Raw genomic sequence first — 23631 nt, 5'->3', positions numbered from 1 at the left:
ATAGGAGAGAATAAATTGCAACAGACTATTAAAGCAGATACCGGATGGCGTATTTGGTGGCAACTTACACGCCCGCATACATTAACAGCTGCGTTCGCTCCGGTTTTCCTTGGAACAATGATTGCACTCACTTATGGAAAACTTCATTTCCCATTATTCTTCGCCATGCTTATAGCAAGCCTTTTAATACAAATGGCAACGAATATGTTCAACGAGTATTATGATTACAAACTTGGGTTAGATACCGAACATTCCATCGGCATTGGAGGAACGATTGTCCGTAATGGTGTCAAGCCTAAAACCGTGTTAAATATTGCCCTCTCATTGTATGCAATATCCGTTCTTATTGGGATTTACATTTGCATGCAAACGTCATGGGGTCTTGCACTCGTTGGAGCCGTTTCAATGCTGATTGGTTACCTATATACCGGCGGACCGCTTCCAATCGCTTACACACCCTTTGGAGAACTTGTGTCGGGTGTAGTAATGGGGATGCTTTTAATCCTAATCGCCTTTTACATTCAGACAGGTACTGTTACGACCGATGCCGTACTTATTTCTATACCAAGCATGCTTCTTGTCGCTGCAATTATGATGTCCAATAATATCCGTGACCTTGAAGGCGATAAAGAAGGTGGAAGAAAAACGTTGGCGATCCTTGTCGGAAGAAGCAATGCCATTACCATTCTCACATTATTTTTTGTCGTTTCTTACATTTGGATCATTTCACTTATTTTACTCGGTCATCTAACACCATGGGCATTGCTTGTCTTAATCAGTGTTAAGAAACCCATTGATGCAATATCTACCTTCAGAAAGTATGATATCCCATTACAGGTCATGCCTGCGATGAAAAACACTGCAGTGACAAACACCCTTTTCGGTTTACTACTTGGAATCGGCATTTTAGTCGGCCATCTTCTTTGATTAATCACTAACAGGCGAGGGAAATCTATCCTCGTCTGTTTTTTTATTGACTTGAGGTTTAAAAAATCCGCCATTACGGGAAATGAAATAGAAACAACTTTTAGATGCTATGAAGATGCACCACAAAGTCCATACTATTGATAATACAAAAAAGGATGTGCTGAATATGTTATCCAATCAACAAAAAAACATAATAAAACAAGAATTGATGGAAATGAAAACACAATACGCTAAAACGGAAAGAGAAACCGATATCAGAAATTCAGAAAGAGATGCGGTTGGAGAATTGTCAACGTACGACAACCATCCTGGCGATTTAGGAACCGAACTCTTCGAACGTCAGAAAGACATGGCGCTGAACGTACATGCAGGTGACGAAATTAGTAAAGTGGACAATGCACTACAAGCCCTTTCCAATGGAACTTACGGGTATTGTGAAGTCTGTGAAAGGGAGATACCTTTCGAACGACTTGAAGCATTACCCTATACAACATATTGCATTGAACATAGCCCTGACCAAGACATCCCTAAAGATAGACCTTCTGAGGAGGATATACTCATCATGGCAAATCCAAATTCATTTGCTGACCGCAGAAACGGGGCTCGTAGAGATGGTGAGGATAGTTTTCAGGAGATAGCAAAATCAGGAACTTCCGAAACACCTTCCGATTTCGTCGGCGATCATGATGATTACAACAGCCTGTACTATAATGAAATATCGGATGGCCAAGCCGAGGAAGTGGAGGAATTCATCAGCACTGACATTACCGGGGAAACACGTGGCTATGTCCGTTCCGACTTTACCGAGGAGTATGAGGAAAGATTGGATAATGAGGGCATTGAATCCCCTCTTGGTGATATTCCTTACCACCGAAAAGACAGTTATACAGGAGATAAATAAAAGACAGCCACATCCAATTTAAAGGATGTGGCTGTCTTTATGAAATGACCCCTACGGGATTCGAACCCGTGTTACCGCCGTGAAAGGGCGGTGTCTTAACCGCTTGACCAAGGGGCCATATAAATATGGCGGAGAAGGAGGGATTCGAACCCTCGCACCGCTTTCGCGACCTACGCCCTTAGCAGGGGCGCCTCTTGAGCCTCTTGAGTACTTCCCCGTATAAAATTGGCTCCGCAGGTAGGACTCGAACCTACGACCGATCGGTTAACAGCCGATTGCTCTACCACTGAGCTACTGCGGAATATGGTGGGCCTAAGTGGACTCGAACCACCGACCTCACGCTTATCAGGCGTGCGCTCTAACCAGCTGAGCTATAGGCCCATGGAGCGGGTGAAGGGAATCGAACCCTCATCATCAGCTTGGAAGGCTGAGGTTTTACCACTAAACTACACCCGCAAAGAATGGTGGCTCAGGACGGAATCGAACCGCCGACACAAGGATTTTCAGTCCTTTGCTCTACCGACTGAGCTACTGAGCCATTCATACATCATAACTATTTCTCTCTGTTACTATGTATCTTAAAAGAAATGGCGGTCCCGACCGGGATCGAACCGGCGATCTCCTGCGTGACAGGCAGGCATGTTAACCGCTACACCACGGGACCATTTGGTTGCGGGGACAGGATTTGAACCTGCGACCTTCGGGTTATGAGCCCGACGAGCTACCACTGCTCCACCCCGCGATAATATTAGTTGTAGGAATTTTATCATCCTACGCTTACTGTTTTTGTTTCCAACCACTATGTTTGGTTTAAAATAATGGCGGAGGAAGAGGGATTCGAACCCCCGCGGGCTTTAACACCCCTGTCGGTTTTCAAGACCGATCCCTTCAGCCAGGCTTGGGTATTCCTCCGTATGCTATACAAATAGTGGTGGACCTTGCAGGACTCGAACCTGCGACCGGACGGTTATGAGCCGTCTGCTCTAACCAACTGAGCTAAAGGTCCTTTAGGATGGCGGCAGAGGGGATCGAACCCCCGACCTTACGGGTATGAACCGTACGCTCTAGCCAGCTGAGCTACGCCGCCAGGAAAAATATTTCATTTATATGGTGGAGCCTAGCGGGATCGAACCGCTGACCTCCTGCGTGCAAGGCAGGCGCTCTCCCAGCTGAGCTAAGGCCCCATATAAGTGGTCGGGAAGACAGGATTCGAACCTGCGACCCCTTGGTCCCAAACCAAGTGCTCTACCAAGCTGAGCTACTTCCCGATAAACGCGCCCGACAGGAGTCGAACCCATAACCTTCTGATCCGTAGTCAGACGCTCTATCCAATTGAGCTACGGGCGCTAATTATGTTCACTATAATAAGTTTTGGTGCCGAGAACCGGAATCGAACCGGTACGGTAGTCACCTACCGCAGGATTTTAAGTCCTGTGCGTCTGCCAGTTCCGCCACCCCGGCTTAACTAAGTGGAGCGGAAGACGGGATTCGAACCCGCGACCCCGACCTTGGCAAGGTCGTATTCTACCACTGAACTACTTCCGCATTGAAAGTGCGGGTGAAGGGAGTCGAACCCCCACGCCTTACGGCACTAGATCCTAAGTCTAGCGTGTCTGCCAGTTCCACCACACCCGCATATTCTTTTTTCGAGACCTCAGTCAAGAAAATGGTGAGCCATGCAGGATTCGAACCTGCGACCCTCTGATTAAAAGTCAGATGCTCTACCGACTGAGCTAATGGCTCAAAACTGGTGCCGGCGATAGGAGTCGAACCCACGACCTACTGATTACAAGTCAGTTGCTCTACCAACTGAGCTACACCGGCACATTATTAGTTTGAAAATCATGGTGGAGGATGACGGGTTCGAACCGCCGACCCCCTGCTTGTAAGGCAGGTGCTCTCCCAGCTGAGCTAATCCTCCAATTTATAAGACTTGTACTTTTTATGTACCAAATGAATTTGGTCGCCCGGCGACGTCCTACTCTCACAGGGGGAAGCCCCCTACTACCATCGGCGCTGAAGAGCTTAACTTCCGTGATCGGTATGGGAACGGGTGTGACCTCTTCGCCATCGTCACCAGACTTGATTGCCTCTTGTAAGGACAATACTTATTATACCAAATCTGTAGATATTTGCAAGCACTTTTTTAAAAAAAACTTTATAAGTTTTTTTGAACGGCGCTTATTCGTTCAAAACTGGATAAAAGAGACATTGTTGCGACAACAAGTTCAACCGTACTTCAAAACTGTCCAGCCTCAGCGGTCAGACACTCGGGTCATAAGCCGTTCCGGCTGTGTGGCAAAAATCGCCACTTCGCCGAACCGTCTTATGCCTGTCGTGTCTAAACGACCGCTTCGGCATTTCATATAGGTTAAGTCCTCGATCGATTAGTATCCGTCAGCTGCACGTGTCGCCACGCTTCCACCCCGGACCTATCCACCTCATCATCTTTGAGGGATCTTACTTACAAATGTAATGGGAAATCTCATCTTGAGGGGGGCTTCATGCTTAGATGCTTTCAGCATTTATCCCGTCCACACATAGCTACCCAGCGATGCCTTTGGCAAGACAACTGGTACACCAGCGGTGTGTCCATCCCGGTCCTCTCGTACTAAGGACAGCTCCTCTCAAATTTCCTGCGCCCGCGACGGATAGGGACCGAACTGTCTCACGACGTTCTGAACCCAGCTCGCGTACCGCTTTAATGGGCGAACAGCCCAACCCTTGGGACCGACTACAGCCCCAGGATGCGATGAGCCGACATCGAGGTGCCAAACCTCCCCGTCGATGTGGACTCTTGGGGGAGATAAGCCTGTTATCCCCGGGGTAGCTTTTATCCGTTGAGCGATGGCCCTTCCATGCGGAACCACCGGATCACTAAGCCCGTCTTTCGACCCTGCTCGACTTGTAGGTCTCGCAGTCAAGCTCCCTTATGCCTTTGCACTCTACGAATGATGTCCAACCATTCTGAGGGAACCTTTGGGCGCCTCCGTTACACTTTAGGAGGCGACCGCCCCAGTCAAACTGCCCACCTGACACTGTCTCCTGCCCGGATCACGGGCAAGGGTTAGAAGTCCAATACAGCCAGGGTAGTATCCCACCATTGCCTCCTCCGAAGCTGGCGCTCCGGATTCCAAGGCTCCTACCTATCCTGTACAGGCTGCACCGGAATTCAATATCAGGCTACAGTAAAGCTCCACGGGGTCTTTCCGTCCTGTCGCGGGTAATGCGCATCTTCACGCATATTATAATTTCACCGAGTCTCTCGTTGAGACAGTGCCCAGATCGTTACGCCTTTCGTGCGGGTCGGAACTTACCCGACAAGGAATTTCGCTACCTTAGGACCGTTATAGTTACGGCCGCCGTTTACTGGGGCTTCAATTCAAAGCTTCGCTTGCGCTGACCTCTCCTCTTAACCTTCCAGCACCGGGCAGGCGTCAGCCCCTATACGTCACCTTACGGTTTTGCAGAGACCTGTGTTTTTGCTAAACAGTCGCCTGGGCCTATTCACTGCGGCTCTCTCGGGCTTTAACACCCTACCAGAGCACCCCTTCTCCCGAAGTTACGGGGTCATTTTGCCGAGTTCCTTAACGAGAGTTCTCTCGATCACCTTAGGATTCTCTCCTCGCCTACCTGTGTCGGTTTGCGGTACGGGCACCTCCCGCCTCGCTAGAGGCTTTTCTTGGCAGTGTGAAATCAGGGACTCCGGGGAAAATTCCCCTTGCCGTCACAGCTCAATGTTATAGGAACGGGATTTGCCTCGTTCCACACCTCACTGCTTAGACGCGCATGACCAACAGCGCGCTCACCCTATCCTTCTGCGTCCCCCCATTGCTGATAACGGCGGGGAGGTGGTACAGGAATATCAACCTGTTCTCCATCGTCTACGCCTTTCGGCCTCGACTTAGGTCCCGACTAACCCTGAGCGGACGAGCCTTCCTCAGGAAACCTTAGGCATTCGGTGGAAGGGATTCTCACCCTTCTTTCGCTACTCATACCGGCATTCTCACTTCCAAGCGCTCCACCAGTCCTTACGATCTGGCTTCGACGCCCTTGGAACGCTCTCCTACCACTGACACCAAAGGTGTCAATCCGCAGTTTCGGTGATCCGTTTAGCCCCGGTACATTTTCGGCGCAGCGCCACTCGACCAGTGAGCTATTACGCACTCTTTAAATGGTGGCTGCTTCTAAGCCAACATCCTGGTTGTCTGGGCAGCGCCACATCCTTTTCCACTTAACGGATACTTGGGGACCTTAACTGGCGGTCTGGGCTGTTTCCCTCTCGACTACGGATCTTATCACCCGCAGTCTGACTCCCAAACATAAATCATCGGCATTCGGAGTTTGTCTGAATTCGGTAACCCGGGATGGGCCCCTAGTCCAAACAGTGCTCTACCTCCGAGATTCTTTCGTTTGAGGCTAGCCCTAAAGCTATTTCGGAGAGAACCAGCTATCTCCAGGTTCGATTGGAATTTCACCGCTACCCACACCTCATCCCCGCACTTTTCAACGTACGTGGGTTCGGGCCTCCAGTAAGTGTTACCTTACCTTCACCCTGGACATGGGTAGATCACCTGGTTTCGGGTCTACGACCCCATACTCATTCGCCCTATTCAGACTCGCTTTCGCTGCGGCTCCGCATTCTCTGCTTAACCTTGCATGGAATCGTAACTCGCCGGTTCATTCTACAAAAGGCACGCCATCACCCATTAACGGGCTCTGACAACTTGTAGGCACACGGTTTCAGGTTCTCTTTCACTCCCCTTCCGGGGTGCTTTTCACCTTTCCCTCACGGTACTGGTTCACTATCGGTCACTAGGGAGTATTTAGCCTTGGGAGATGGTCCTCCCGGATTCCGACGGAATTTCACGTGTTCCGCCGTACTCAGGATCCACTCTGGAGGGGATGGACTTTCGACTACGGGGCTTTTACCCGCTATGGCGGACCTTTCCAGGTCGCTTCGTCTAATCCATCCCTTTGTAACTCCGTATAGAGTGTCCTACAACCCCAGGAAGCAAGCTTCCTGGTTTGGGCTTTTCCCGTTTCGCTCGCCGCTACTTAGGGAATCGATTTTTCTTTCTCTTCCTCCGGATACTTAGATGTTTCAGTTCTCCGGGTGTGCCTCGTTCACGCTATGTATTCACGTGAACGTACTGCCCCATTACGGGCAGTGGGTTTCCCCATTCGGAAATCTTCGGATCAATGCTTACTTACAGCTCCCCGAAGCATATCGGTGTTAGTGCCGTCCTTCATAGGCTCCTAGTGCCAAGGCATCCGCCGTGCGCCCTTTCTAACTTAACCTTCATACGGCTTTCGATAAGCTGCGCATTACTTCGTCAGCTCCTTCACTCCGGTCCTCACGTGCCTAAGCACGTTCCGGTCCTCGTTCGGTCGCTTCCTCGTCCTGCTTGCTTCTCGAAACCCTCGGGTGAGTAGTAGTATATAGCGATATATACATACAAACTCGTTAAAAAAGTATCGTTCAATCACAAAGTGATCGACTCGGTTGATTACTTGATGTTTTGTTGCTTCAATGTCGTTTTATCCAGTTTTCAAAGAACAAGTTTTGAAAGTCATCATGTTGTCCAGCTCCAAACACCAGCTCACGCGTCCACTTCGGTCTCTCGTACGAAATGCAAGCATTTCTTCTCGAGCCCTCCAGTGGCCGGTTGAGCTAACCGGTGTTTTCCGCTTTTCGATGAACCTTCAAAACTGAACGCAAAACGTCAACGTATGAACCGGAGGTTCATATTCCGTAATTATCCTTAGAAAGGAGGTGATCCAGCCGCACCTTCCGATACGGCTACCTTGTTACGACTTCACCCCAATCATCTGTCCCACCTTCGGCGGCTGGCTCCCGTAAGGGTTACCCCACCGACTTCGGGTGTTACAAACTCTCGTGGTGTGACGGGCGGTGTGTACAAGACCCGGGAACGTATTCACCGTGGCATGCTGATCCACGATTACTAGCGATTCCGGCTTCATGCAGGCGAGTTGCAGCCTGCAATCCGAACTGGGAACGATTTTATGGGATTGGCTCCCCCTCGCGGGTTCGCAGCCCTTTGTATCGTCCATTGTAGCACGTGTGTAGCCCAGGTCATAAGGGGCATGATGATTTGACGTCATCCCCACCTTCCTCCGGTTTGTCACCGGCAGTCACCTTAGAGTGCCCAACTGAATGCTGGCAACTAAGATCAAGGGTTGCGCTCGTTGCGGGACTTAACCCAACATCTCACGACACGAGCTGACGACAACCATGCACCACCTGTCACCGCTGTCCCCGAAGGGAAAGACATGTCTCCATGCCGGTCAGCGGGATGTCAAGACCTGGTAAGGTTCTTCGCGTTGCTTCGAATTAAACCACATGCTCCACCGCTTGTGCGGGTCCCCGTCAATTCCTTTGAGTTTCAGCCTTGCGGCCGTACTCCCCAGGCGGAGTGCTTAATGCGTTAGCTGCAGCACTAAGGGGCGGAAACCCCCTAACACTTAGCACTCATCGTTTACGGCGTGGACTACCAGGGTATCTAATCCTGTTTGCTCCCCACGCTTTCGCGCCTCAACGTCAGTTACAGACCAGAAAGTCGCCTTCGCCACTGGTGTTCCTCCACATCTCTACGCATTTCACCGCTACACGTGGAATTCCACTTTCCTCTTCTGTACTCAAGTCCTCCAGTTTCCAATGACCCTCCACGGTTGAGCCGTGGGCTTTCACATCAGACTTAAAGGACCGTCTGCGCGCGCTTTACGCCCAATAATTCCGGACAACGCTTGCCACCTACGTATTACCGCGGCTGCTGGCACGTAGTTAGCCGTGGCTTTCTAACGAGGTACCGTCAAGGTACGGGCAGTTACTCCCGTACTTGTTCTTCCCTCGCAACAGAGCTTTACGATCCGAAAACCTTCTTCGCTCACGCGGCGTTGCTCCATCAGACTTTCGTCCATTGTGGAAGATTCCCTACTGCTGCCTCCCGTAGGAGTCTGGGCCGTGTCTCAGTCCCAGTGTGGCCGATCACCCTCTCAGGTCGGCTACGCATCGTCGCCTTGGTAGGCCGTTACCCCACCAACTAGCTAATGCGCCGCGGGCCCATCCTGCAGTGACAGCCGAAACCGTCTTTCAGAGTTCTTCCATGCGGAAGAACCGATTATTCGGTATTAGCCCCGGTTTCCCGGAGTTATCCCCATCTGCAGGGCAGGTTGCCCACGTGTTACTCACCCGTCCGCCGCTAATATCAGGGAGCAAGCTCCCTTCAATCCGCTCGACTTGCATGTATTAGGCACGCCGCCAGCGTTCGTCCTGAGCCAGGATCAAACTCTCCATAAATTCGGCCGGCGATACGCAGCGCATCGGGGTGTCAGCTTCAGTCGTTCGATCGGTCACGTGCCTAAGCACGCTCCCTCCCTCACTTCTTCGCTTCCTACCGCTGCACTACGTCTCGCCAGCCTCAAGAGAAACTTGAATAGCTCGAGTTTCTTGCTGGCATCATTTAAGATGTCAATTTTGAATCCGAAGATTCGTTTGTTCTTTTTACCGACGGGGTCGGTTCAAGAACTTTATTTGTTGACGTTTTGCTGTTCAGTTTTCAAGGTTCATCGCGCGCTGTTTTTTTCACAGCGACTTTTTCATCTTAACACATTGTCTCTATCGAGTCAACAACCTTTTTCACTTCTTTTTTTTCGAAATTACTTATTTTGTTTCTGAAGTTGTTTTTGTCTCTCAAGGACATGTACTAATATACAACATATCAATTTAAGAAATCAACTCTTTTTAAAAAATAATTTTTCACGAAGCTTCTTCACATCAACAATAAACAAGAGAATGCCCGCTATAACAACGATTCCCCCCGTTATTTGCGCTGCAGAAAGTTTCTCATGAAGGATGTAGAACGCAAGAATCGATGCTCCTACAGGTTCAAAAAGAATGGCAATGGAAATTACATTCGTACTGACCCATTTAACCGCCCAATTAAAAAGTGAATGACCTAATAGATTTGGTATAAGTGCAAGAAGGAAGAACCAGAACCAATTCGATGCTGAGTAAGGTCCAAATGACTCTCCCTTAATAAGCACATAGAAAAAGAGTGTTACTGTACTGATTGAATATAGAAGAAACGTATATGTAATTAAAGACAGTCGCTTACGAACTTCTTGGCCAAATAATAAGTATACAGTAATTAATGCACATGCCGCCAATGCAAGCATATCTCCGAAGAAAGCTGTTCCGCTTAATTGGAAATCACTCCAACTGATAATGACGCTGCCTGCTATTGCAATTACAGCCGACAATATTGTTTTAAACGAAAGTTTCTCTTTAAAAAAGAAATAGGTGCCCACAAAAGCAAAGATCGGTTGCAATGTTACAAGTACAGTTGAACTTGCTACTGATGTGTAATTCAACGATTCAAACCATAAGATAAAGTGAAAGGCCAGAAAAACACCAGCAACTGCTGAAAAGATCCAGTCCTTTCTCGTTAACAGAAATACTTCCTTCCTATATTTAAGCAAGAATAACGGTAGCATTAAAAGAACTGTGAACAACATACGATAAAACGCTATTACACCAGCATCCGCTGTAGTTAGTTTTACAAATATTGCCGAGAGCGCTACTGATATTACTCCAATGATGATGGGAATATATGGATGAATTTTAGGTTTTTCCAAAGTGTACACTTCTCTTTCATTTGAAATACATGTTAATTCGGTACCATTTAAGGTTAAAGACAATATAAAGAGTATAGCACATCTTCTTAAGGATGATGATAGTGGGGGGGAATGTAAATGGAGTGGATTATCAATAATTCGATGTATCCAGAAGTGTTGATTAAAATCGGAATTGCATTGGGATTAAGTTTAATAATCGGAGTAGAGAGGGAAATTAAGAAGAAGCCGATAGGTTTGAAAACAAGTGCAGTGATTTCCACCTTCAGTTGCCTATTGACCATCGTTTCAATTGAAGCTGCTTACCTCGTTCCGGCAAGGAATGATATTAATGTTACAATGGATCCCCTTCGTCTTGCAGCCCAAATCGTAAGTGGAATTGGTTTCCTTGGGGCCGGCGCTATATTAAGAAGAGAGAACGACAATATTACCGGTTTAACGACAGCCGCCATGATTTGGGGAGCAGCCAGCATTGGAATTGCAGTGGGCGCCGGTTTTTATGTAGAAGCGACGTTCGCGGTATTAAGCATTCTCTTCATCATCGAAGTCATCGCACCGCTTCTTGATAGGTTTGGTCCAAAAAGAATTCGTTCTAAGGAGGCAGCTTGTATCGTCGTCATTTCGGATAAGAACAAAATTGATGAGTTAATTGGAATTTTAAATACAGAAAATATGAAAGTTGAAAATTTACGAATCCGACAAGTGCACTTTGATGATAAGCCTTCAGTCCATGAAGTCGATTTCCGTCTGGATGCACTTCCGAAAAAGGATACCACACAATTATACATCGAATTGACTGAACTACCTTATATTGAATCGGTCGAAATAGAAATCTTTCCTTAATGGAGGTTAGTGAATATGAAAGATATTATACGTTTACTAAAAGACGGCAATAAACCCTCACTTCTTGCAGCAATCGTTAATACAGGTATAGCAATTCTTAAAGCAATAGCCTACGTACTAACCGGAAATGTTGCCATGTTTGCAGAAACGATGCACTCCCTTGGGGACGCCGCGAATCAGTTTTTTGTTTACATCGGTTCCGCACTATCGAAGAAGGCACCAACCCCAAATTTCCCGAACGGTTTCGGAAGGGTTGTCAATCTCGTCTGTTTAGGTGCCGTAATTATAGTTGGTATCATGTCATACGAAGCTGTGAAGGAAGGATGGCACCATGTATTAAACCCAGTTGAAACAACGGGCCTCTTCATAAATTTAGGTGTCTTGGGATTAGCTACATTACTTGAGTTTTTTGTATTAATAAAAGCTTCCAAGGAGATTGCCCATGAGACTGGACAGTCCCACGGGGGGTTGAAAGCACTTGTTTACAGCTTTACTCATCTTAACAAAGCAAAACCTGCTACTAAATTGGTCTTTATGGAAGATATGGTTGCAACAATCGGAGGTTTATTAGCATTCACAGCTGTATTAATCGCACATTTCACTGGATTCCTTCGAGCCGAAGGAATCGCTTCTATATTAATCGGCCTTATGATGTTTTATGTTGTCGGAAAGATATTTCTCGATAATGCAAGGGGCGCTATCGGGGAAACAGATGAGGAAATGTTAAACCATATCGCTCTTATTATCGCGGAAGACCCAGATATTAAGGACATTCAAAAAGTTGAAGTTATAAAAGAAGGAGAATACCTTCACGTAGAAGTAATTGCAGAAGTGGATCCGAAGCAAACGGTAGCTTATATAGACGATGTCAGGGATCGACTGATGAAGTTAGTTTTGAAGCAAAAAGGCGTGCGTGAGGCACTGATTTCTTTTGATGAAGACGATGGTATTAAGACATGGCAAGGTGTTAATGAAACTATAGTGTCCGAAGAAACGAGAAAGAAGCTGCCGGAATTCAAAAAATAGAGGTGGAATCATCTGATTCCTCCTCTATTTTTTGTTTCTATTATAAGGAGGTTTCAAGCAAGGTTTTTACTTCCTCTTCACTTAACTGTGCATATCTGCCAAGAGGGCCATTGACTGCTGCCTTATTCGCCATGATATCAATTTTTGTTCCATCAATCCCGTAATCCGAGAGTTTTTCGGGTGCACCGATGGATGTCCAATACGCCCGAAGATTATCGATTCCTTCAATCGCAATTTCCTCATCAGTTTTACCTTCAGGGTTAACACCGAATACTTTTACTGCAAGTCTTGCGTAACGGGCAGGATTTAGATGCAAAGTTTGCTTCATCCAATGTGGGAATAAAATCGCCAACCCTCCAGCGTGTGGGATGTCATATACAGCGGAGATTGCGTGCTCTATATCATGCGTCCCCCAATCTCCTCCGTCATTCCCCATTCCAAGGAATCCATTCAACCCCCATGTACCACCTAACAGGATTGTTTCACGCAGCTCATAGTTCTGTAAATCTTTAACAAGTTTTTCTCCAGCTTCCATGATCGCCCGCAAAGCACCTTCGCAAAGCTCATCTTGAAGAGGTGTATTTGAAGCCCTGTGGAAGTATTGTTCAAATATATGTGACATCATATCTACGATTCCGTATACAGTCTGATCTTTCGGCAAGGATAATGTATACGTAGGGTCAAGGATTGAGAACTTCGGAAAGTTAAGAGGGCCTCCCCATCCGTACTTTTCTTCAGTTTCTTCATTCGTAATAACAGACCCAGCATTCATTTCAGATCCGGTAGCTGCGATCGTTAAAATGGTGCCGAATGGAATTGCCTCTTGTGGTGAGGCTTTTCGAATTACGAAATCCCAAGGATCCCCATCATACTTCGCAGCCGATGCGATTAACTTCGTGCAGTCAATAACTGATCCACCGCCGACAGCAAGGATGAAATCGATATCATTTTCCTTACAAATCGCCGCTCCTCTTTTCGCTGTTGAGAGACGTGGATTCGGCTCCACTCCTGCAAATTCGAAGACCTCTTTGTCTTCATCTTTTAGAATTTGCATGAGTTCATCATAAAGGCCATTCCGTTTGATGCTTCCTCCCCCGTATACGACAAGGATCTTATTACCATAAGCCGATAATTCTTTCGCAAGATTTGAGATAGAGTTTTTACCGAAAATTAACTTAGTCGGATTTTGGAATGAAAATTCCTTCATATAATTTACCTCCAATTAAAAGAGTGTTCTTTCCCTTTCCCATTATCCAAGAATAAAATCACAGAAGCAAGTATGGAACAACATGTATTGGGAATCCTATACATAGGAGGTGCTTTGCTTGGATAGAGTTCGAAAAATAGCATTAGCAATTACAATAATAGGGGCTTTTAACTGGGGAGTAGTCGGGCTCTTTAGTTTCGATGTAGTTGCGCAACTTGCGAATGGGTATGCAAAACCACTCGCTCGCTTCTTTTATATGGCGGTAGGGGTTTCTGGACTTATTACTTTAACTGTTCTTTTTGACTATCTAAAGGACCGTTCTGATGACAAAGTGATAGTTGCCGAGCCTGAGAATGTGTAAAAAACATCTCCCAACAATCGGGAGATGTTTTGTTTGTATTGTTTAATTTATCATCAAGCTCCGGGCGCTTTTGTTATGCCCAACCACGGAATCTTGATGCTTCTGCTGTCTTGCGAATTCCTATCATATATGCTGCGAGTCGCATATCAATGTTACGTGAAGAAGATACATTATAAACATTTTCAAATGCATCCACCATTTTCGCAGTCATTTTCTCGCGTACTTCATCTTCTGACCAGTAGTAACCCATGTTGTTTTGTACCCACTCAAAGTATGAAACCGTTACGCCTCCTGCGCTTGCAAGAACGTCCGGTACAAGAAGGATTCCACGTTCAGTAAGAATTTTTGTAGCTTCAGATGTTGTCGGACCGTTAGCAGCTTCAACAACAATTGTAGCTTTAATATTATGAGCATTCTTTTCTGTAATTTGGTTTTCGATAGCTGCCGGTACAAGGATATCACAATCCAACTCCAACAATTCGCTATTCGAAATCGTATTTTCAAAAAGAGTCGTTACTGTTCCGAAACTGTCGCGTCGATCTAATAAATAATCGATATCCAATCCTTCAGGATCATGAAGCGCCCCATAAGCATCGGAAATTCCGATTACTTTTGCACCAGCATCATGTAGGAATTTCGATAGGAAGCTTCCCGCATTCCCGAATCCTTGGATAACAACACGTGCACCTTTCATATCAATTCCGCGTTTTTTAGCAGCTTCGTTGATAATGATCGTTACACCTTCAGCTGTTGCACGATCGCGTCCTTGGGAACCTCCAAGTACAATTGGTTTACCAGTGATGAAACCTGGTGAGTTGAACTCGTCGATTCTGCTATATTCATCCATCATCCACGCCATAATTTGTGCGTTTGTGAAAACGTCTGGCGCCGGAATATCTTTTGTCGGTCCCATTACCTGGCTAAGTGCACGTACATACCCACGGCTCAAGCGCTCCAATTCACCCATGGACATTTCTCGTGGATCACAGATGATTCCACCTTTACCACCGCCATATGGAAGATCAACGATACCAGCTTTCAATGTCATCCACATAGATAGTGCACGCACTTCGTCCGCACTTACTTGTGGGTGAAAACGCACCCCACCTTTTGTAGGTCCTACAGCATCATTGTGTTGACCACGGAATCCCGTGAACACTTTCACTTTTCCATCGTCCATACGGACTGGAATTCTAACCTCTACCATGCGAATAGGTTCTTTAAGTAGTTCGTACATTCCTTCATCATAGCCTAATTTGTCTAATGCATCCTTGATGACAACTTGCGTAGACGTAAATAGATTCAGGTTTTCAGTCATTGTAAAAGTTCGCCTCTTTGATTCATAATGTATTCACCGCACATATTGTACCATAGACCCAGTTACTTGTGTGTACATTTTGTTAACTTGTAAAAACTTTATTAATTTGTTCCAATGCCCAGTCGAGCTCTTCTTTAGAAATAATTAAAGGAGGAGCAAATCGGATTACGGTTTCATGTGTCTCTTTGCAAAGTAATCCTAATTCTTTCAATTTCTCACAATACGGACGGGCTTCTTCCGTTAGTTCCACACCTATGAACAGTCCACGTCCACGCACTTCTTTTATCGAAGGATTATTGATTTTCTTCAACTGTTCAATAAAATATTCGCCAAGTTCAAGTGATTTGTCGGCAAGTTTTTCATCCTGAAGCACTTCCAAAGAAGCGATTGATACGGCACAAGCCATCGGGTTTCCACCGAAAGTCGAGCCATGGGATCCCGGATTGAATACACCAAGAATATCTTTATTGGCTACTACACAAGAGATTGGGAAAACCCCACCACCAAGTGCTTTTCCAAGAATGTACATATCAGGTTCAATACCTTCCCACTCGCATGCAAACATTTTACCCGTTCTGCAAAGGCCAGCCTGAATTTCATCAGCAATGAAAAGGACGTTATGTTTTTTACATAGGTCGAATGCCGCCTTCATATATCCGGCTGGTGGAATAAGGATTCCAGCTTCGCCTTGGATTGGTTCAATGATGAAAGCTGCTGTGTTCGGAGTGATTGCTTCTTCCAATGATCTCAAATCACCGAAAGGAACTAACTTAATGCCCGGTAACATTGGACCGAACCCACGTTTATATTCAGCTTCTGATGAGAGGGAAACCGCAGTCATCGTCCGGCCATGGAAGTTGCCTTCACATCCAATGATCTCTGCCTTGTTTTCTTCAACGCCTTTTACATCATAAGCCCAACGGCGAGCGGCTTTAATAGCAGTTTCAACTGCTTCCGCACCCGTGTTCATCGGCAATGTCATTTCCTTACCAGAAAGTTTGCAGATCATTTCATACCATGGGCCAAGTTGGTCATTGTGGAAGGCACGGGACGTCAATGTAACTTTGTCGGCTTGATCCTTCAGTGCCTTTATGATTTTCGGATGACGGTGTCCTTGGTTTACAGCGGAGTAAGCTGACAGCATATCCATGTATTTATTTCCCTCAGGATCCTTCACCCAAACCCCTTCAGCCTCTGAAATAACGATTGGCAGTGGATGATAGTTATTGGCTCCAAACTTATTTGTCTGTGAAATGATATTCTCTGAAATCGACATATGGTTCCCCCCCATTTTGTATGTAAAGTGGAAGCAGACTGAGCTGCTTCCCGCTTATTAAAGACGATTAGAATGTCTCTGAAGTTGTTTTACCTTGCATATGAAGTTGTAGGTAATCTGGACCGCCAGCTTTTGAGTCCGTACCTGACATATTGAATCCGCCGAATGGTTGGTAGCCTACGATAGCGCCTGTGCAGCCACGGTTGAAATACAAGTTTCCGACATGGAAATCTTGACGCGCTTGTTCGATATGTGCACGGTTATTCGTAATTACCGCTCCAGTCAGACCGTAATCTGTGTTGTTCGCAATTTCGATTGCTTCATCGAAACTTTTCGCTTTTGTAATTGCAACGACAGGGCCGAAGATTTCTTCTTGCATGATACGCGCTTTCGGATCAACGTCTACAAATACAGTTGGAGCGACGAAATACCCTTTCGAGCTATCCCCTTCTCCACCAGCAACAAGACGTCCTTCTTCTTTTCCGATTTCGATATAGCTCATGATTTTATCAAATGAACCTTGGTCGATAACCGGACCTGTAAAGTTGGATTGCTCAGTTGGATCGCCGTATGACAATCCTTTTGTTAACTCTTCAACACGTGCTACGACTTGATCATACACATCTTCATGGATGACAGCGCGTGAGCATGCTGAACATTTTTGTCCACTGAAACCGAATGCAGATTTAACGATAGATTGTGCGGCCAATTCAAGATCCGCGTCATTGTCAACTACAATTGTATCTTTACCGCCCATTTCAGCTATTACGCGTTTCAACCAGATTTGGCCTTCGTTCACTTTGGAAGCACGTTCGAAAATACGCGTTCCGATTTCTCTCGAACCAGTGAATGAAACGAAACGAGTTCTTGGATGGTCAACAAGATAGTCGCCCACTTCAGCTCCTGAACCCGGAATGTAGTTAACTACTCCTGCAGGCATACCAGCCTCTTCAAGAACTTCCATGAATTTATATGCCACAACAGTTGTTGTAGATGCAGGTTTCAATAGAACAGTATTACCAGTAACCAATGCCGCAACTGTTGTACCCGCCATGATTGCAAGTGCAAAGTTCCAAGGAGAGATAACAACACCCACGCCTAATGGAATATAATCGAAACGGTTGAATTCGCCAGGACGGCTTTCTACAGGAATACCGTCTTTCAATTTCAACATTTGGCGTCCATAGAACTCAAGGAAGTCGATTGCTTCAGCTGTATCAGCATCCGCTTCGTTCCATGGTTTACCCGCTTCTTTTGTTAAAAGTGCAGAAAACTCATGCTTACGACGACGGATAATTGCAGCTGCTTTGAAAAGAACGTCTGCACGGAATTCAGGTGACACTTTTCTCCATGTTTCAAACGTTTTATCCGCTACGTTCATTGCTTTTTCAGCAAGATCTCTGCTTGCTTTAGAAACTCTACCGATCACTTCCTCTTTGTTAGCAGGGTTTGTCGAAACGAGTTTATCTTCAGTCATAATACGCTCGCCACCAATGATCAAAGGATAATCTTGGCCAAGGTATCCTTCAACTTGTTTCAATGCAGCAAGATATGCTTTTTTGTTTTCTTCGTTTGTAAAGTCTGTGAATGGTTCGTGTTTGTATGGAATCATTTTACTCCTCCTTGATGATTAAGTAGCAAAATAAATTTGCATTGTTTCTATGTTAACACCTATAATAATGCAAGAGATTGTTGCATATTTCAAGCTTTTTTACTTATTTCGTGAAAATATTATATAGGACGGTGATAGGTATGGACAAAAACGAAAAATCTCTTTTTCCTTTATTCGAATTTGCGGTCAATCGGGCTGGCGTTGGAATCCATGCTGTAGATAGAACTGGCCGAACCGTCATTTATAACGATAAAATGAAAGCAATTGAAGGCCTGGAACTTGAAGAAGTCGTTGACCGTTCCATCTTGGAATTATTCAATTTCGATCAGGAAGAGAGTACATTACTGAAAGTACTTCAAAGTGGCCAGGAACAACTGAATGTCAAACAGACGTATTGGAACCGAAAAGGGACTGAAATTACAACTATCAATGATACCTATCCAGTATTTCATGAGGATGAACTTATTGGCGCAGTGGAATTTGCGCGGGATATCACTGCCCTTGAGAAGTTTGTGCTTCATCCACTACGCAAAAATAGTGAACCAGCAACTTTTAGCCAAATCATCGCCACTTCTGAAGAGATGAAAACCGTTATTTCAACAGCGAAAAAAGCCGCAGTTGCGAATTTACCGGTTCTTCTTATAGGGGAATCCGGAACAGGTAAAGATTTGATCGCCGAAAGCATTCATAATGAATCATCCACCTCCAATGGCTCTTACTATACTTTTTTCGGTCACCAATCAGACGCTACGATTATTGACAGATTGGATGAGGATCTGAATTTGTCAAAACCATTCACCTTATTCTGTGAGCGGATCGATTTATTATCCATTTCACTTCAACAAAAACTATTTGCATACTTAAAGGATTCGGAGCGTCATGGGCGCCAATTTATAGCAAGCATTGGGGATGATCCTGTGGAGTTGATCGCAAAGGGGTCTTTATTGAAGGACCTATATTATTTCTTTGCTTCTTTTACGATTCGGATTACACCTCTGCGGAAAAGGAAAATGGACATCCTTCCGTTCGTAAATTCTTATTTGGCGAAGCGGAAAGAGCGCTTCGGCTCTTCCCTTGAAGGGGTGACAAGTGAAGTGGAACAGATCTTTCTTCAATACGATTGGCCGGGGAATATGCGTGAATTGGAGTTTTTACTGGATGAGGTTTCCTCGCTGGCTACAATGGAATCTGTTCTCACTTATGATATGCTGCCTATGCATTTCCGGTTGAAAAGTAACGGTTTATCCGAAACTTCAACGCAAGCAACTGATTTCATCGTACAGCCGGAGAAAGAGTTAGTGCCTCTTGACCGTTATTTAAAAGCGGCCGAAGAGTATTATTTGCTCAAAGCAATGAAAATACACGATGAAAACATTACTAAAACTGCTCAAGCACTTGGGATGAGTAGACAAAATCTGCAATACCGTTTAAGGAAATTAAAAAATGGGAGATAGGCCAATTGCCTGCTCCCATTTTCACGGATTAAATCACCTCTAAGAAGGCGCCCTCCGCTTTTGTTAGTATCCTGATCTGTCAATCCAGTCTTTCAGTTTGTCTTTAAGTGAATTGAAACCTTCTGAATCATGCTCTTTAACTTTGTCTTGTAAAGATTTTCGGGGGCGTTCGGGTTTTTGGAAATTGTTTGGCGGTTCTTGAAGTGCGCGGATTGATAAACTGATTTTACCGGCAGCCTGATCGACTTCCAATATTCTCACTCTCACTTCGTCTCCTACTGCCAAATATTCATTGATGTCCCGGACAAATCCGTATGTGATTTCCGAAATATGAACAAGACCTTGCGTCTTGTCATCAAGTGCGACAAATGCGCCATATGGCTGTATTCCCGTCACTTTGCCAGTCAACTCTTCCCCCACTTCATAATTTCTTCCCATGCGAAACAGCTCCCAATCATTTTTGGTATCGAATCTGCCTATACGGCCATCCGCTATTATACCATAAACAGCCCTTTCACAGCAAAATTACCGGGCTGTTAATTGGAATATATTTCTGTATCTTGATACCTATTCATTTGCCTTCAGTAAGCCTTTTTCTCAACTCATTTTGCAAGGTGAAGTATTGGAGGCTATGATGTGAAGCAGAAAACATCCATCCGGAACTTTCCATTTCCTCTACTATTCCTTTCATGATTTGAGCGGCAGGTGAATCATCACCAATAGATGCAATGCGCTTATAGGCCTCCCTGTACTCCTCTTTGACTGTGCCTGTTGAATCGTAAATATTTAGCTGTCCACCCATTCCAATGATCATATATATAACTGAAGTATAGGCATTAAATACGAGCGAGTGAATGTCTTCGTGGCCTTCTGCTTGATACAACCCCTTTTCAAGCTGTAACAGTAAATCGGCTTGTTCCTCAACCGTCCATTCATGGATATCAACCATATCAGCCATTAAAATGGAAATATAAATGCCTACGTCTGGATGCAAATTGTCTTGAAGGGTTTTGGAAAGATCTGAATTATTGATTGATGGATATACATATATATAACCCTCTCGCACCGGAGCGCTCGTATCACCTTTCAAAAAAATGCCCAACGCTTCCATTCCATCCAACGCTTGTTGGAGTTCTTCTGGAAGTGCTGATTTATTCGCATTCAAGGTAGCCCAATCAAATCCTCCCTTATCATTCCTTCCACTCTGTTGTATTGGCATTTCATATTGTGTTCCTATATGCATATAGGTCCTTAATAAAGAACTCATTTTCACGATATACTCATCAATAAACTCCATACTTTTCTCATGATCATTCATCAGAGGATTTTCAGATAACTCCTTTACCATCTCAGAAGGTATCAATAGTTCCTGCATCAGTATGTCAAATTCGCTTTCCGCGTGTCTTTTATCGAATTTGCCGGTACTGTCAAACTGATCCTTCAGGTCAACGATCAACCAATCAAATTTCCTTCTTGTATTTTCACCATATTCCTCCGAATAGATGTCTCTCCTAATCACTTCGTAAGTAGGTAGACCTGCCATTTTTTTATTCCGATTCAACTCTTCGCTGAAAGCATTCGTAGATTTTTCAATGAACTTTTCCAAGGAAGACTGTTGGTATGCTTCACTTTTAGTGATTGTCATCGTTAGTAACATCACAGCCAATATACTAACCCCAATTCCCCATAATAACATTGGCCTTTTCTTTTTCGGTTTCCCGTCTGTGCGTTTATTTTCAAGTGAAGTCGACTCTTTTGGATTCGAGTAAAATATATTCATTTCATCATGCAAGGTTGGGAGTCTTTGAAAGGACAAATTCAAGAACTCCAGCTTTTTTTCCAAATTAGGTTCTGATAGATAATTAAATGCTTCGTTGATGTAAAACTCCACTTGTTCGTCTGTCCGCCCCACAAGGTCAGCAATTTCAACAGTTGACTTCCCATGGAAAACAGACAAAATGAAAGGGATACGAAGCTTCGGTGGTACGCTTATAATACGGCGGTGTAGCTTGTTGTCTTCTTCGAATGGAAACAGCCCCACCTGTTGTTCTTCATTCGACCGGATTTCAGTAAGCTTCTGTATTGCACTTTTGAAAAGATATTTTTCCTGCAGCTGATCTATCGTCAGTTCCCCACCAAGCCGCTGGTATAAATCTTTAAAAACTGATTCAGCCACATTTTTAGCTTCTTTTTGACTAACCCCATACTGAGCTGCAAAAAGTTCAATCGGACGAATGTTTAAGTTCATCCATTCCTTAAATCCCTCACTATCCCCAAGTATCAATCTTTCTACCAAACTTTCCACCCCTACCCCCACCTCCCTAAGTCATTCATCTCTTAACGGACCAGATTTCCTCCACTTTCTCACCTAATAATAGTGAAATATGGGATTCAATATCATAATTAGTTGGTTTCCAATCACTTTCTTCCAATTCCGTAACCACCTCTTGCATGATTTGTACAGATGGACTCGAATCGTCCATTGATGCAAAAGCCTTCCAATCTTCTCTTATTTCCTGTCGAATCGAATGATTATCATCGTATATTCCCGGATATTGAAAGATACCTAAAATGCTATAGACTAACCAACTGTATCGGCTATATAAAACATCATGTAACGCATCATTTTTGGTAGTCTTCGGCAATTCCTTTTCAATATAATTTAACGCGTCCATTTTTTCTTCCATCGTTCCACTACCATACATCACGCCCAAACTTTCTCCTGCAAGCAAATAAACGTAAACATTCACATCCGGATGCAAGTTTTGATTAAGTATTTCAAGAGTCGCTGGTGTGCCAAACTGAGGGTAGATTAAAACTACATCCGCAATGCCGCCTAAGAAAAAGGATTGATTTTCCATACCCTTAATCACGTTTTGAAGGTCAATTGGATAGTCGTCAATTTTCTTAAGAAACAGGTCTTTGTCAACCACTCCATTTGCATTCAGGTCTGCCGACAAAATAATTTCTTCATACGTGTTATAAATAACTTCCATATAGGAGTTAGACAGCTGTTCCACTTTCCTCGTAAGTTCATTCATAAATTCATGGCTTTTTTCCCTATCTTCAGTCAGAGGATTATTTCTTAACGCCTCAATCATTTCGGAAGGCAATCTTGATTCATCCAATAGTTTTTGATAATCCTGCTTGGCGGACTTTTTATCGATTTTCCCCGCTTTTTCAAGTTGTTCATTCAGATTTCCAATTTGCCTAGCAAACGCTCGCTCGTCTCCAAATAGATCAAGTGCATGATACACGGTATTTTCCTTTGGTTTATTTAATCCTAATAAGGTGTATCGTTCGTCAATCTTTTGTTCAAATGATACTTTCAATTCCTCGATGAATTTTTCTGAAGTGGAATATTGGTACGCTTCGCTTCTTATGACTGAAATGAATAAAAGCCCGATAAGTAGGACAACACCCGTACCCCAAAGCAGAAATGGCTTTCCACTATTTACCTTAGTTTTTGGTTCCTGAACAGGAGAAGACGAAATCTGTTCTGGGCTTTCAAGTATGTAAATATGTTTTTCATCGTATGAAGGTGTAAGACGATGATAGGACTTATTTAAAAAACCTAACTTCTTTTCTAAATTCGGTTCATCTAATAAGGTTTGCGCCTCTTTTAGCGAATTTTCGACTTGCTCTTCGGATTGTTCAAGTATCACAGCAATATCCGGAATTGATTTATCGTGGAAATTGTAAAGGATTAAAGGAACCCGAATTTCCGGTGACAACCTTGTTACATGACGATGCAGTTCATTGTCTTCTTCAAAGGGGAATAAATCCTCTACCGAATGATCTATCTGCAGTCCTTCCAACTCGTTCAAAACGCTTTTGTATAAAGTATTTTCTTCCAATTGATCATCAGTTAAATCTTCAAGGCTATGATATAAGTTCCTGAAAACAGTTTCAGCCACTCTTCCTGCTTCTTTTAAAGTGACTCCATATGAAATCGAAAAACGTTCAATCGACCGTATGTATACATCCATCCATTCTTTAAAAGCATCTTGATTCCCTTGTAAAACTCTATGTTTTAAGTCTTCCATTTCCA

14 protein-coding genes, 20 tRNA genes and 3 rRNA genes are annotated in these 23631 nt (G+C 44.6%); 6 read left to right on the top strand and 31 right to left on the bottom strand.

Annotated features, from left to right (window positions below; genetic code table 11):
- Positions 1-15: 15 nt before the first annotated feature.
- On the top strand, positions 16-927 hold the full coding sequence (locus NSQ43_RS08245) for a 1,4-dihydroxy-2-naphthoate polyprenyltransferase (protein ID WP_339254634.1): 912 nt from the start codon (positions 16-18) through the stop codon (positions 925-927).
- Positions 928-1093: 166 nt separating this feature from the next.
- Positions 1094-1828, top strand: coding sequence for a TraR/DksA C4-type zinc finger protein (locus tag NSQ43_RS08240; RefSeq protein WP_339254632.1), 735 nt, complete (start codon positions 1094-1096; stop codon positions 1826-1828).
- 45 nt (positions 1829-1873) lie between these two features.
- Here the strand turns inward: NSQ43_RS08240 and NSQ43_RS08235 are convergent.
- The 24 genes from NSQ43_RS08235 to NSQ43_RS08120 all read right to left on the bottom strand — a co-directional run bounded on the left by NSQ43_RS08235 (position 1874) and on the right by NSQ43_RS08120 (position 10486).
- A tRNA-Glu gene (locus NSQ43_RS08235) sits at positions 1874-1945 on the bottom strand.
- A gap of 9 nt (positions 1946-1954) precedes the next feature.
- Positions 1955-2045, bottom strand: a tRNA-Ser gene (locus tag NSQ43_RS08230).
- Positions 2046-2054: 9 nt separating this feature from the next.
- Positions 2055-2129: transfer RNA gene (locus NSQ43_RS08225), tRNA-Asn, on the bottom strand.
- 3 nt (positions 2130-2132) lie between these two features.
- Positions 2133-2209: transfer RNA gene (locus NSQ43_RS08220), tRNA-Ile, on the bottom strand.
- A gap of 1 nt (position 2210) precedes the next feature.
- Positions 2211-2284, bottom strand: a tRNA-Gly gene (locus NSQ43_RS08215).
- A 6-nt stretch (positions 2285-2290) separates the two neighbouring features.
- A tRNA-Phe gene (locus NSQ43_RS08210) sits at positions 2291-2366 on the bottom strand.
- Between the two features lie 50 nt (positions 2367-2416).
- Positions 2417-2492, bottom strand: a tRNA-Asp gene (locus NSQ43_RS08205).
- Positions 2493-2495: 3 nt separating this feature from the next.
- Positions 2496-2570: transfer RNA gene (locus tag NSQ43_RS08200), tRNA-Met, on the bottom strand.
- A gap of 77 nt (positions 2571-2647) precedes the next feature.
- A tRNA-Ser gene (locus tag NSQ43_RS08195) sits at positions 2648-2740 on the bottom strand.
- Between the two features lie 17 nt (positions 2741-2757).
- Positions 2758-2834 (bottom strand) — tRNA-Ile (locus NSQ43_RS08190).
- A gap of 7 nt (positions 2835-2841) precedes the next feature.
- A tRNA-Met gene (locus tag NSQ43_RS08185) sits at positions 2842-2915 on the bottom strand.
- A 21-nt stretch (positions 2916-2936) separates the two neighbouring features.
- Positions 2937-3012, bottom strand: a tRNA-Ala gene (locus tag NSQ43_RS08180).
- Between the two features lie 7 nt (positions 3013-3019).
- A tRNA-Pro gene (locus NSQ43_RS08175) sits at positions 3020-3096 on the bottom strand.
- Positions 3097-3101: 5 nt separating this feature from the next.
- Positions 3102-3175: transfer RNA gene (locus NSQ43_RS08170), tRNA-Arg, on the bottom strand.
- Positions 3176-3200: 25 nt separating this feature from the next.
- Positions 3201-3289 (bottom strand) — tRNA-Leu (locus tag NSQ43_RS08165).
- 9 nt (positions 3290-3298) lie between these two features.
- Positions 3299-3373, bottom strand: a tRNA-Gly gene (locus tag NSQ43_RS08160).
- Positions 3374-3381: 8 nt separating this feature from the next.
- Positions 3382-3463: transfer RNA gene (locus NSQ43_RS08155), tRNA-Leu, on the bottom strand.
- Positions 3464-3495: 32 nt separating this feature from the next.
- Positions 3496-3571: transfer RNA gene (locus NSQ43_RS08150), tRNA-Lys, on the bottom strand.
- Between the two features lie 5 nt (positions 3572-3576).
- Positions 3577-3652 (bottom strand) — tRNA-Thr (locus NSQ43_RS08145).
- Positions 3653-3673: 21 nt separating this feature from the next.
- Positions 3674-3749 (bottom strand) — tRNA-Val (locus NSQ43_RS08140).
- Between the two features lie 44 nt (positions 3750-3793).
- Positions 3794-3909 (bottom strand): 5S ribosomal RNA (rrf, locus tag NSQ43_RS08135).
- A 286-nt stretch (positions 3910-4195) separates the two neighbouring features.
- Positions 4196-7129, bottom strand: a 23S ribosomal RNA gene (locus NSQ43_RS08130).
- Positions 7130-7597: 468 nt separating this feature from the next.
- Positions 7598-9149, bottom strand: a 16S ribosomal RNA gene (locus NSQ43_RS08125).
- Together the 16S, 23S and 5S rRNA genes with 20 tRNA genes alongside form the textbook arrangement of a ribosomal RNA operon.
- 434 nt (positions 9150-9583) lie before the next feature.
- Positions 9584-10486 (bottom strand): DMT family transporter, encoded by a 903-nt coding sequence (locus NSQ43_RS08120; RefSeq protein ID WP_339254631.1) that lies wholly within the window; start codon positions 10484-10486, stop codon positions 9584-9586.
- A gap of 117 nt (positions 10487-10603) precedes the next feature.
- Between NSQ43_RS08120 and NSQ43_RS08115 the strand changes: the two genes are divergently transcribed.
- Complete coding sequence (locus NSQ43_RS08115) at positions 10604-11326, top strand: MgtC/SapB family protein (protein ID WP_339254630.1); 723 nt, start codon at positions 10604-10606, stop codon at positions 11324-11326.
- Positions 11327-11341: 15 nt separating this feature from the next.
- Complete coding sequence (locus NSQ43_RS08110) at positions 11342-12352, top strand: cation diffusion facilitator family transporter (RefSeq protein ID WP_339254628.1); 1011 nt, start codon at positions 11342-11344, stop codon at positions 12350-12352.
- Positions 12353-12392: 40 nt separating this feature from the next.
- Here the strand turns inward: NSQ43_RS08110 and NSQ43_RS08105 are convergent, their stop codons facing one another.
- Entirely contained in the window at positions 12393-13559 is a 1167-nt protein-coding gene (locus NSQ43_RS08105) for an iron-containing alcohol dehydrogenase (RefSeq protein WP_339254626.1), read from the bottom strand.
- A gap of 118 nt (positions 13560-13677) precedes the next feature.
- Here NSQ43_RS08105 and NSQ43_RS08100 point away from each other — a divergent pair, with 118 nt between their 5' ends.
- Positions 13678-13920, top strand: coding sequence for a DUF378 domain-containing protein (locus tag NSQ43_RS08100; RefSeq protein ID WP_339254624.1), 243 nt, complete (start codon positions 13678-13680; stop codon positions 13918-13920).
- A 73-nt stretch (positions 13921-13993) separates the two neighbouring features.
- Here the strand turns inward: NSQ43_RS08100 and NSQ43_RS08095 are convergent, their stop codons facing one another.
- The 3 genes from NSQ43_RS08095 to pruA all read right to left on the bottom strand — a co-directional run bounded on the left by NSQ43_RS08095 (position 13994) and on the right by pruA (position 18126).
- Complete coding sequence (locus tag NSQ43_RS08095; protein ID WP_339254622.1) at positions 13994-15238, bottom strand: Glu/Leu/Phe/Val dehydrogenase; 1245 nt, start codon at positions 15236-15238, stop codon at positions 13994-13996.
- Between the two features lie 82 nt (positions 15239-15320).
- The gene (locus NSQ43_RS08090) at positions 15321-16514 is read right to left on the bottom strand and encodes an ornithine--oxo-acid transaminase (protein ID WP_339254620.1); all 1194 of its coding nucleotides are present in this window, start codon (positions 16512-16514) and stop codon (positions 15321-15323) included.
- A gap of 67 nt (positions 16515-16581) precedes the next feature.
- Positions 16582-18126: an L-glutamate gamma-semialdehyde dehydrogenase gene (pruA, locus tag NSQ43_RS08085; protein WP_339254618.1), complete on the bottom strand. Its 1545-nt coding sequence runs from the start codon at positions 18124-18126 to the stop codon at positions 16582-16584.
- A 140-nt stretch (positions 18127-18266) separates the two neighbouring features.
- Between pruA and NSQ43_RS08080 the strand changes: the two genes are divergently transcribed.
- A complete protein-coding gene (locus tag NSQ43_RS08080; protein WP_339254616.1) occupies positions 18267-19580 on the top strand; it encodes a sigma 54-interacting transcriptional regulator in 1314 nt (437 codons plus the stop codon).
- A gap of 63 nt (positions 19581-19643) precedes the next feature.
- Here NSQ43_RS08080 and yugI read toward each other — a convergent pair whose 3' ends face one another.
- The 3 genes from yugI to NSQ43_RS08065 all read right to left on the bottom strand — a co-directional run bounded on the left by yugI (position 19644) and on the right by NSQ43_RS08065 (position 23626).
- Positions 19644-20018, bottom strand: coding sequence for a S1 domain-containing post-transcriptional regulator GSP13 (yugI, locus tag NSQ43_RS08075; protein WP_339254614.1), 375 nt, complete (start codon positions 20016-20018; stop codon positions 19644-19646).
- Between the two features lie 133 nt (positions 20019-20151).
- The gene (locus NSQ43_RS08070; protein WP_339254612.1) at positions 20152-21885 is read right to left on the bottom strand and encodes a hypothetical protein; all 1734 of its coding nucleotides are present in this window, start codon (positions 21883-21885) and stop codon (positions 20152-20154) included.
- A 25-nt stretch (positions 21886-21910) separates the two neighbouring features.
- Positions 21911-23626: a hypothetical protein gene (locus tag NSQ43_RS08065; protein WP_339254610.1), complete on the bottom strand. Its 1716-nt coding sequence runs from the start codon at positions 23624-23626 to the stop codon at positions 21911-21913.
- Positions 23627-23631: the final 5 nt, after the last annotated feature.

Origin of the sequence: Sporosarcina sp. FSL W8-0480 (genome assembly GCF_037963765.1) — a bacterium.
In the GTDB taxonomy this organism is placed as follows: domain Bacteria; phylum Bacillota; class Bacilli; order Bacillales_A; family Planococcaceae; genus Sporosarcina.
This window is presented reverse-complemented; position numbering and strand designations above follow the sequence as displayed.

Excerpts from the sequence above, each read along its gene's own strand:
- NSQ43_RS08240 (WP_339254632.1), top strand. The coding sequence starts at position 1,094 with ATGTTATCCAATCAACAAAAAAACATAATAAAACAAGAATTGATGGAA.
- NSQ43_RS08115 (WP_339254630.1), top strand. The coding sequence starts at position 10,604 with ATGGAGTGGATTATCAATAATTCGATGTATCCAGAAGTGTTGATTAAA.
- NSQ43_RS08110 (WP_339254628.1), top strand. The coding sequence starts at position 11,342 with ATGAAAGATATTATACGTTTACTAAAAGACGGCAATAAACCCTCACTT.
- NSQ43_RS08105 (WP_339254626.1), bottom strand. The coding sequence starts at position 13,559 with ATGAAGGAATTTTCATTCCAAAATCCGACTAAGTTAATTTTCGGTAAA.
- NSQ43_RS08095 (WP_339254622.1), bottom strand. The coding sequence starts at position 15,238 with ATGACTGAAAACCTGAATCTATTTACGTCTACGCAAGTTGTCATCAAG.
- NSQ43_RS08090 (WP_339254620.1), bottom strand. The coding sequence starts at position 16,514 with ATGTCGATTTCAGAGAATATCATTTCACAGACAAATAAGTTTGGAGCC.
- pruA (WP_339254618.1), bottom strand. The coding sequence starts at position 18,126 with ATGATTCCATACAAACACGAACCATTCACAGACTTTACAAACGAAGAA.
- NSQ43_RS08080 (WP_339254616.1), top strand. The coding sequence starts at position 18,267 with ATGGACAAAAACGAAAAATCTCTTTTTCCTTTATTCGAATTTGCGGTC.
- yugI (WP_339254614.1), bottom strand. The coding sequence starts at position 20,018 with ATGGGAAGAAATTATGAAGTGGGGGAAGAGTTGACTGGCAAAGTGACG.
- NSQ43_RS08065 (WP_339254610.1), bottom strand. The coding sequence starts at position 23,626 with ATGGAAGACTTAAAACATAGAGTTTTACAAGGGAATCAAGATGCTTTT.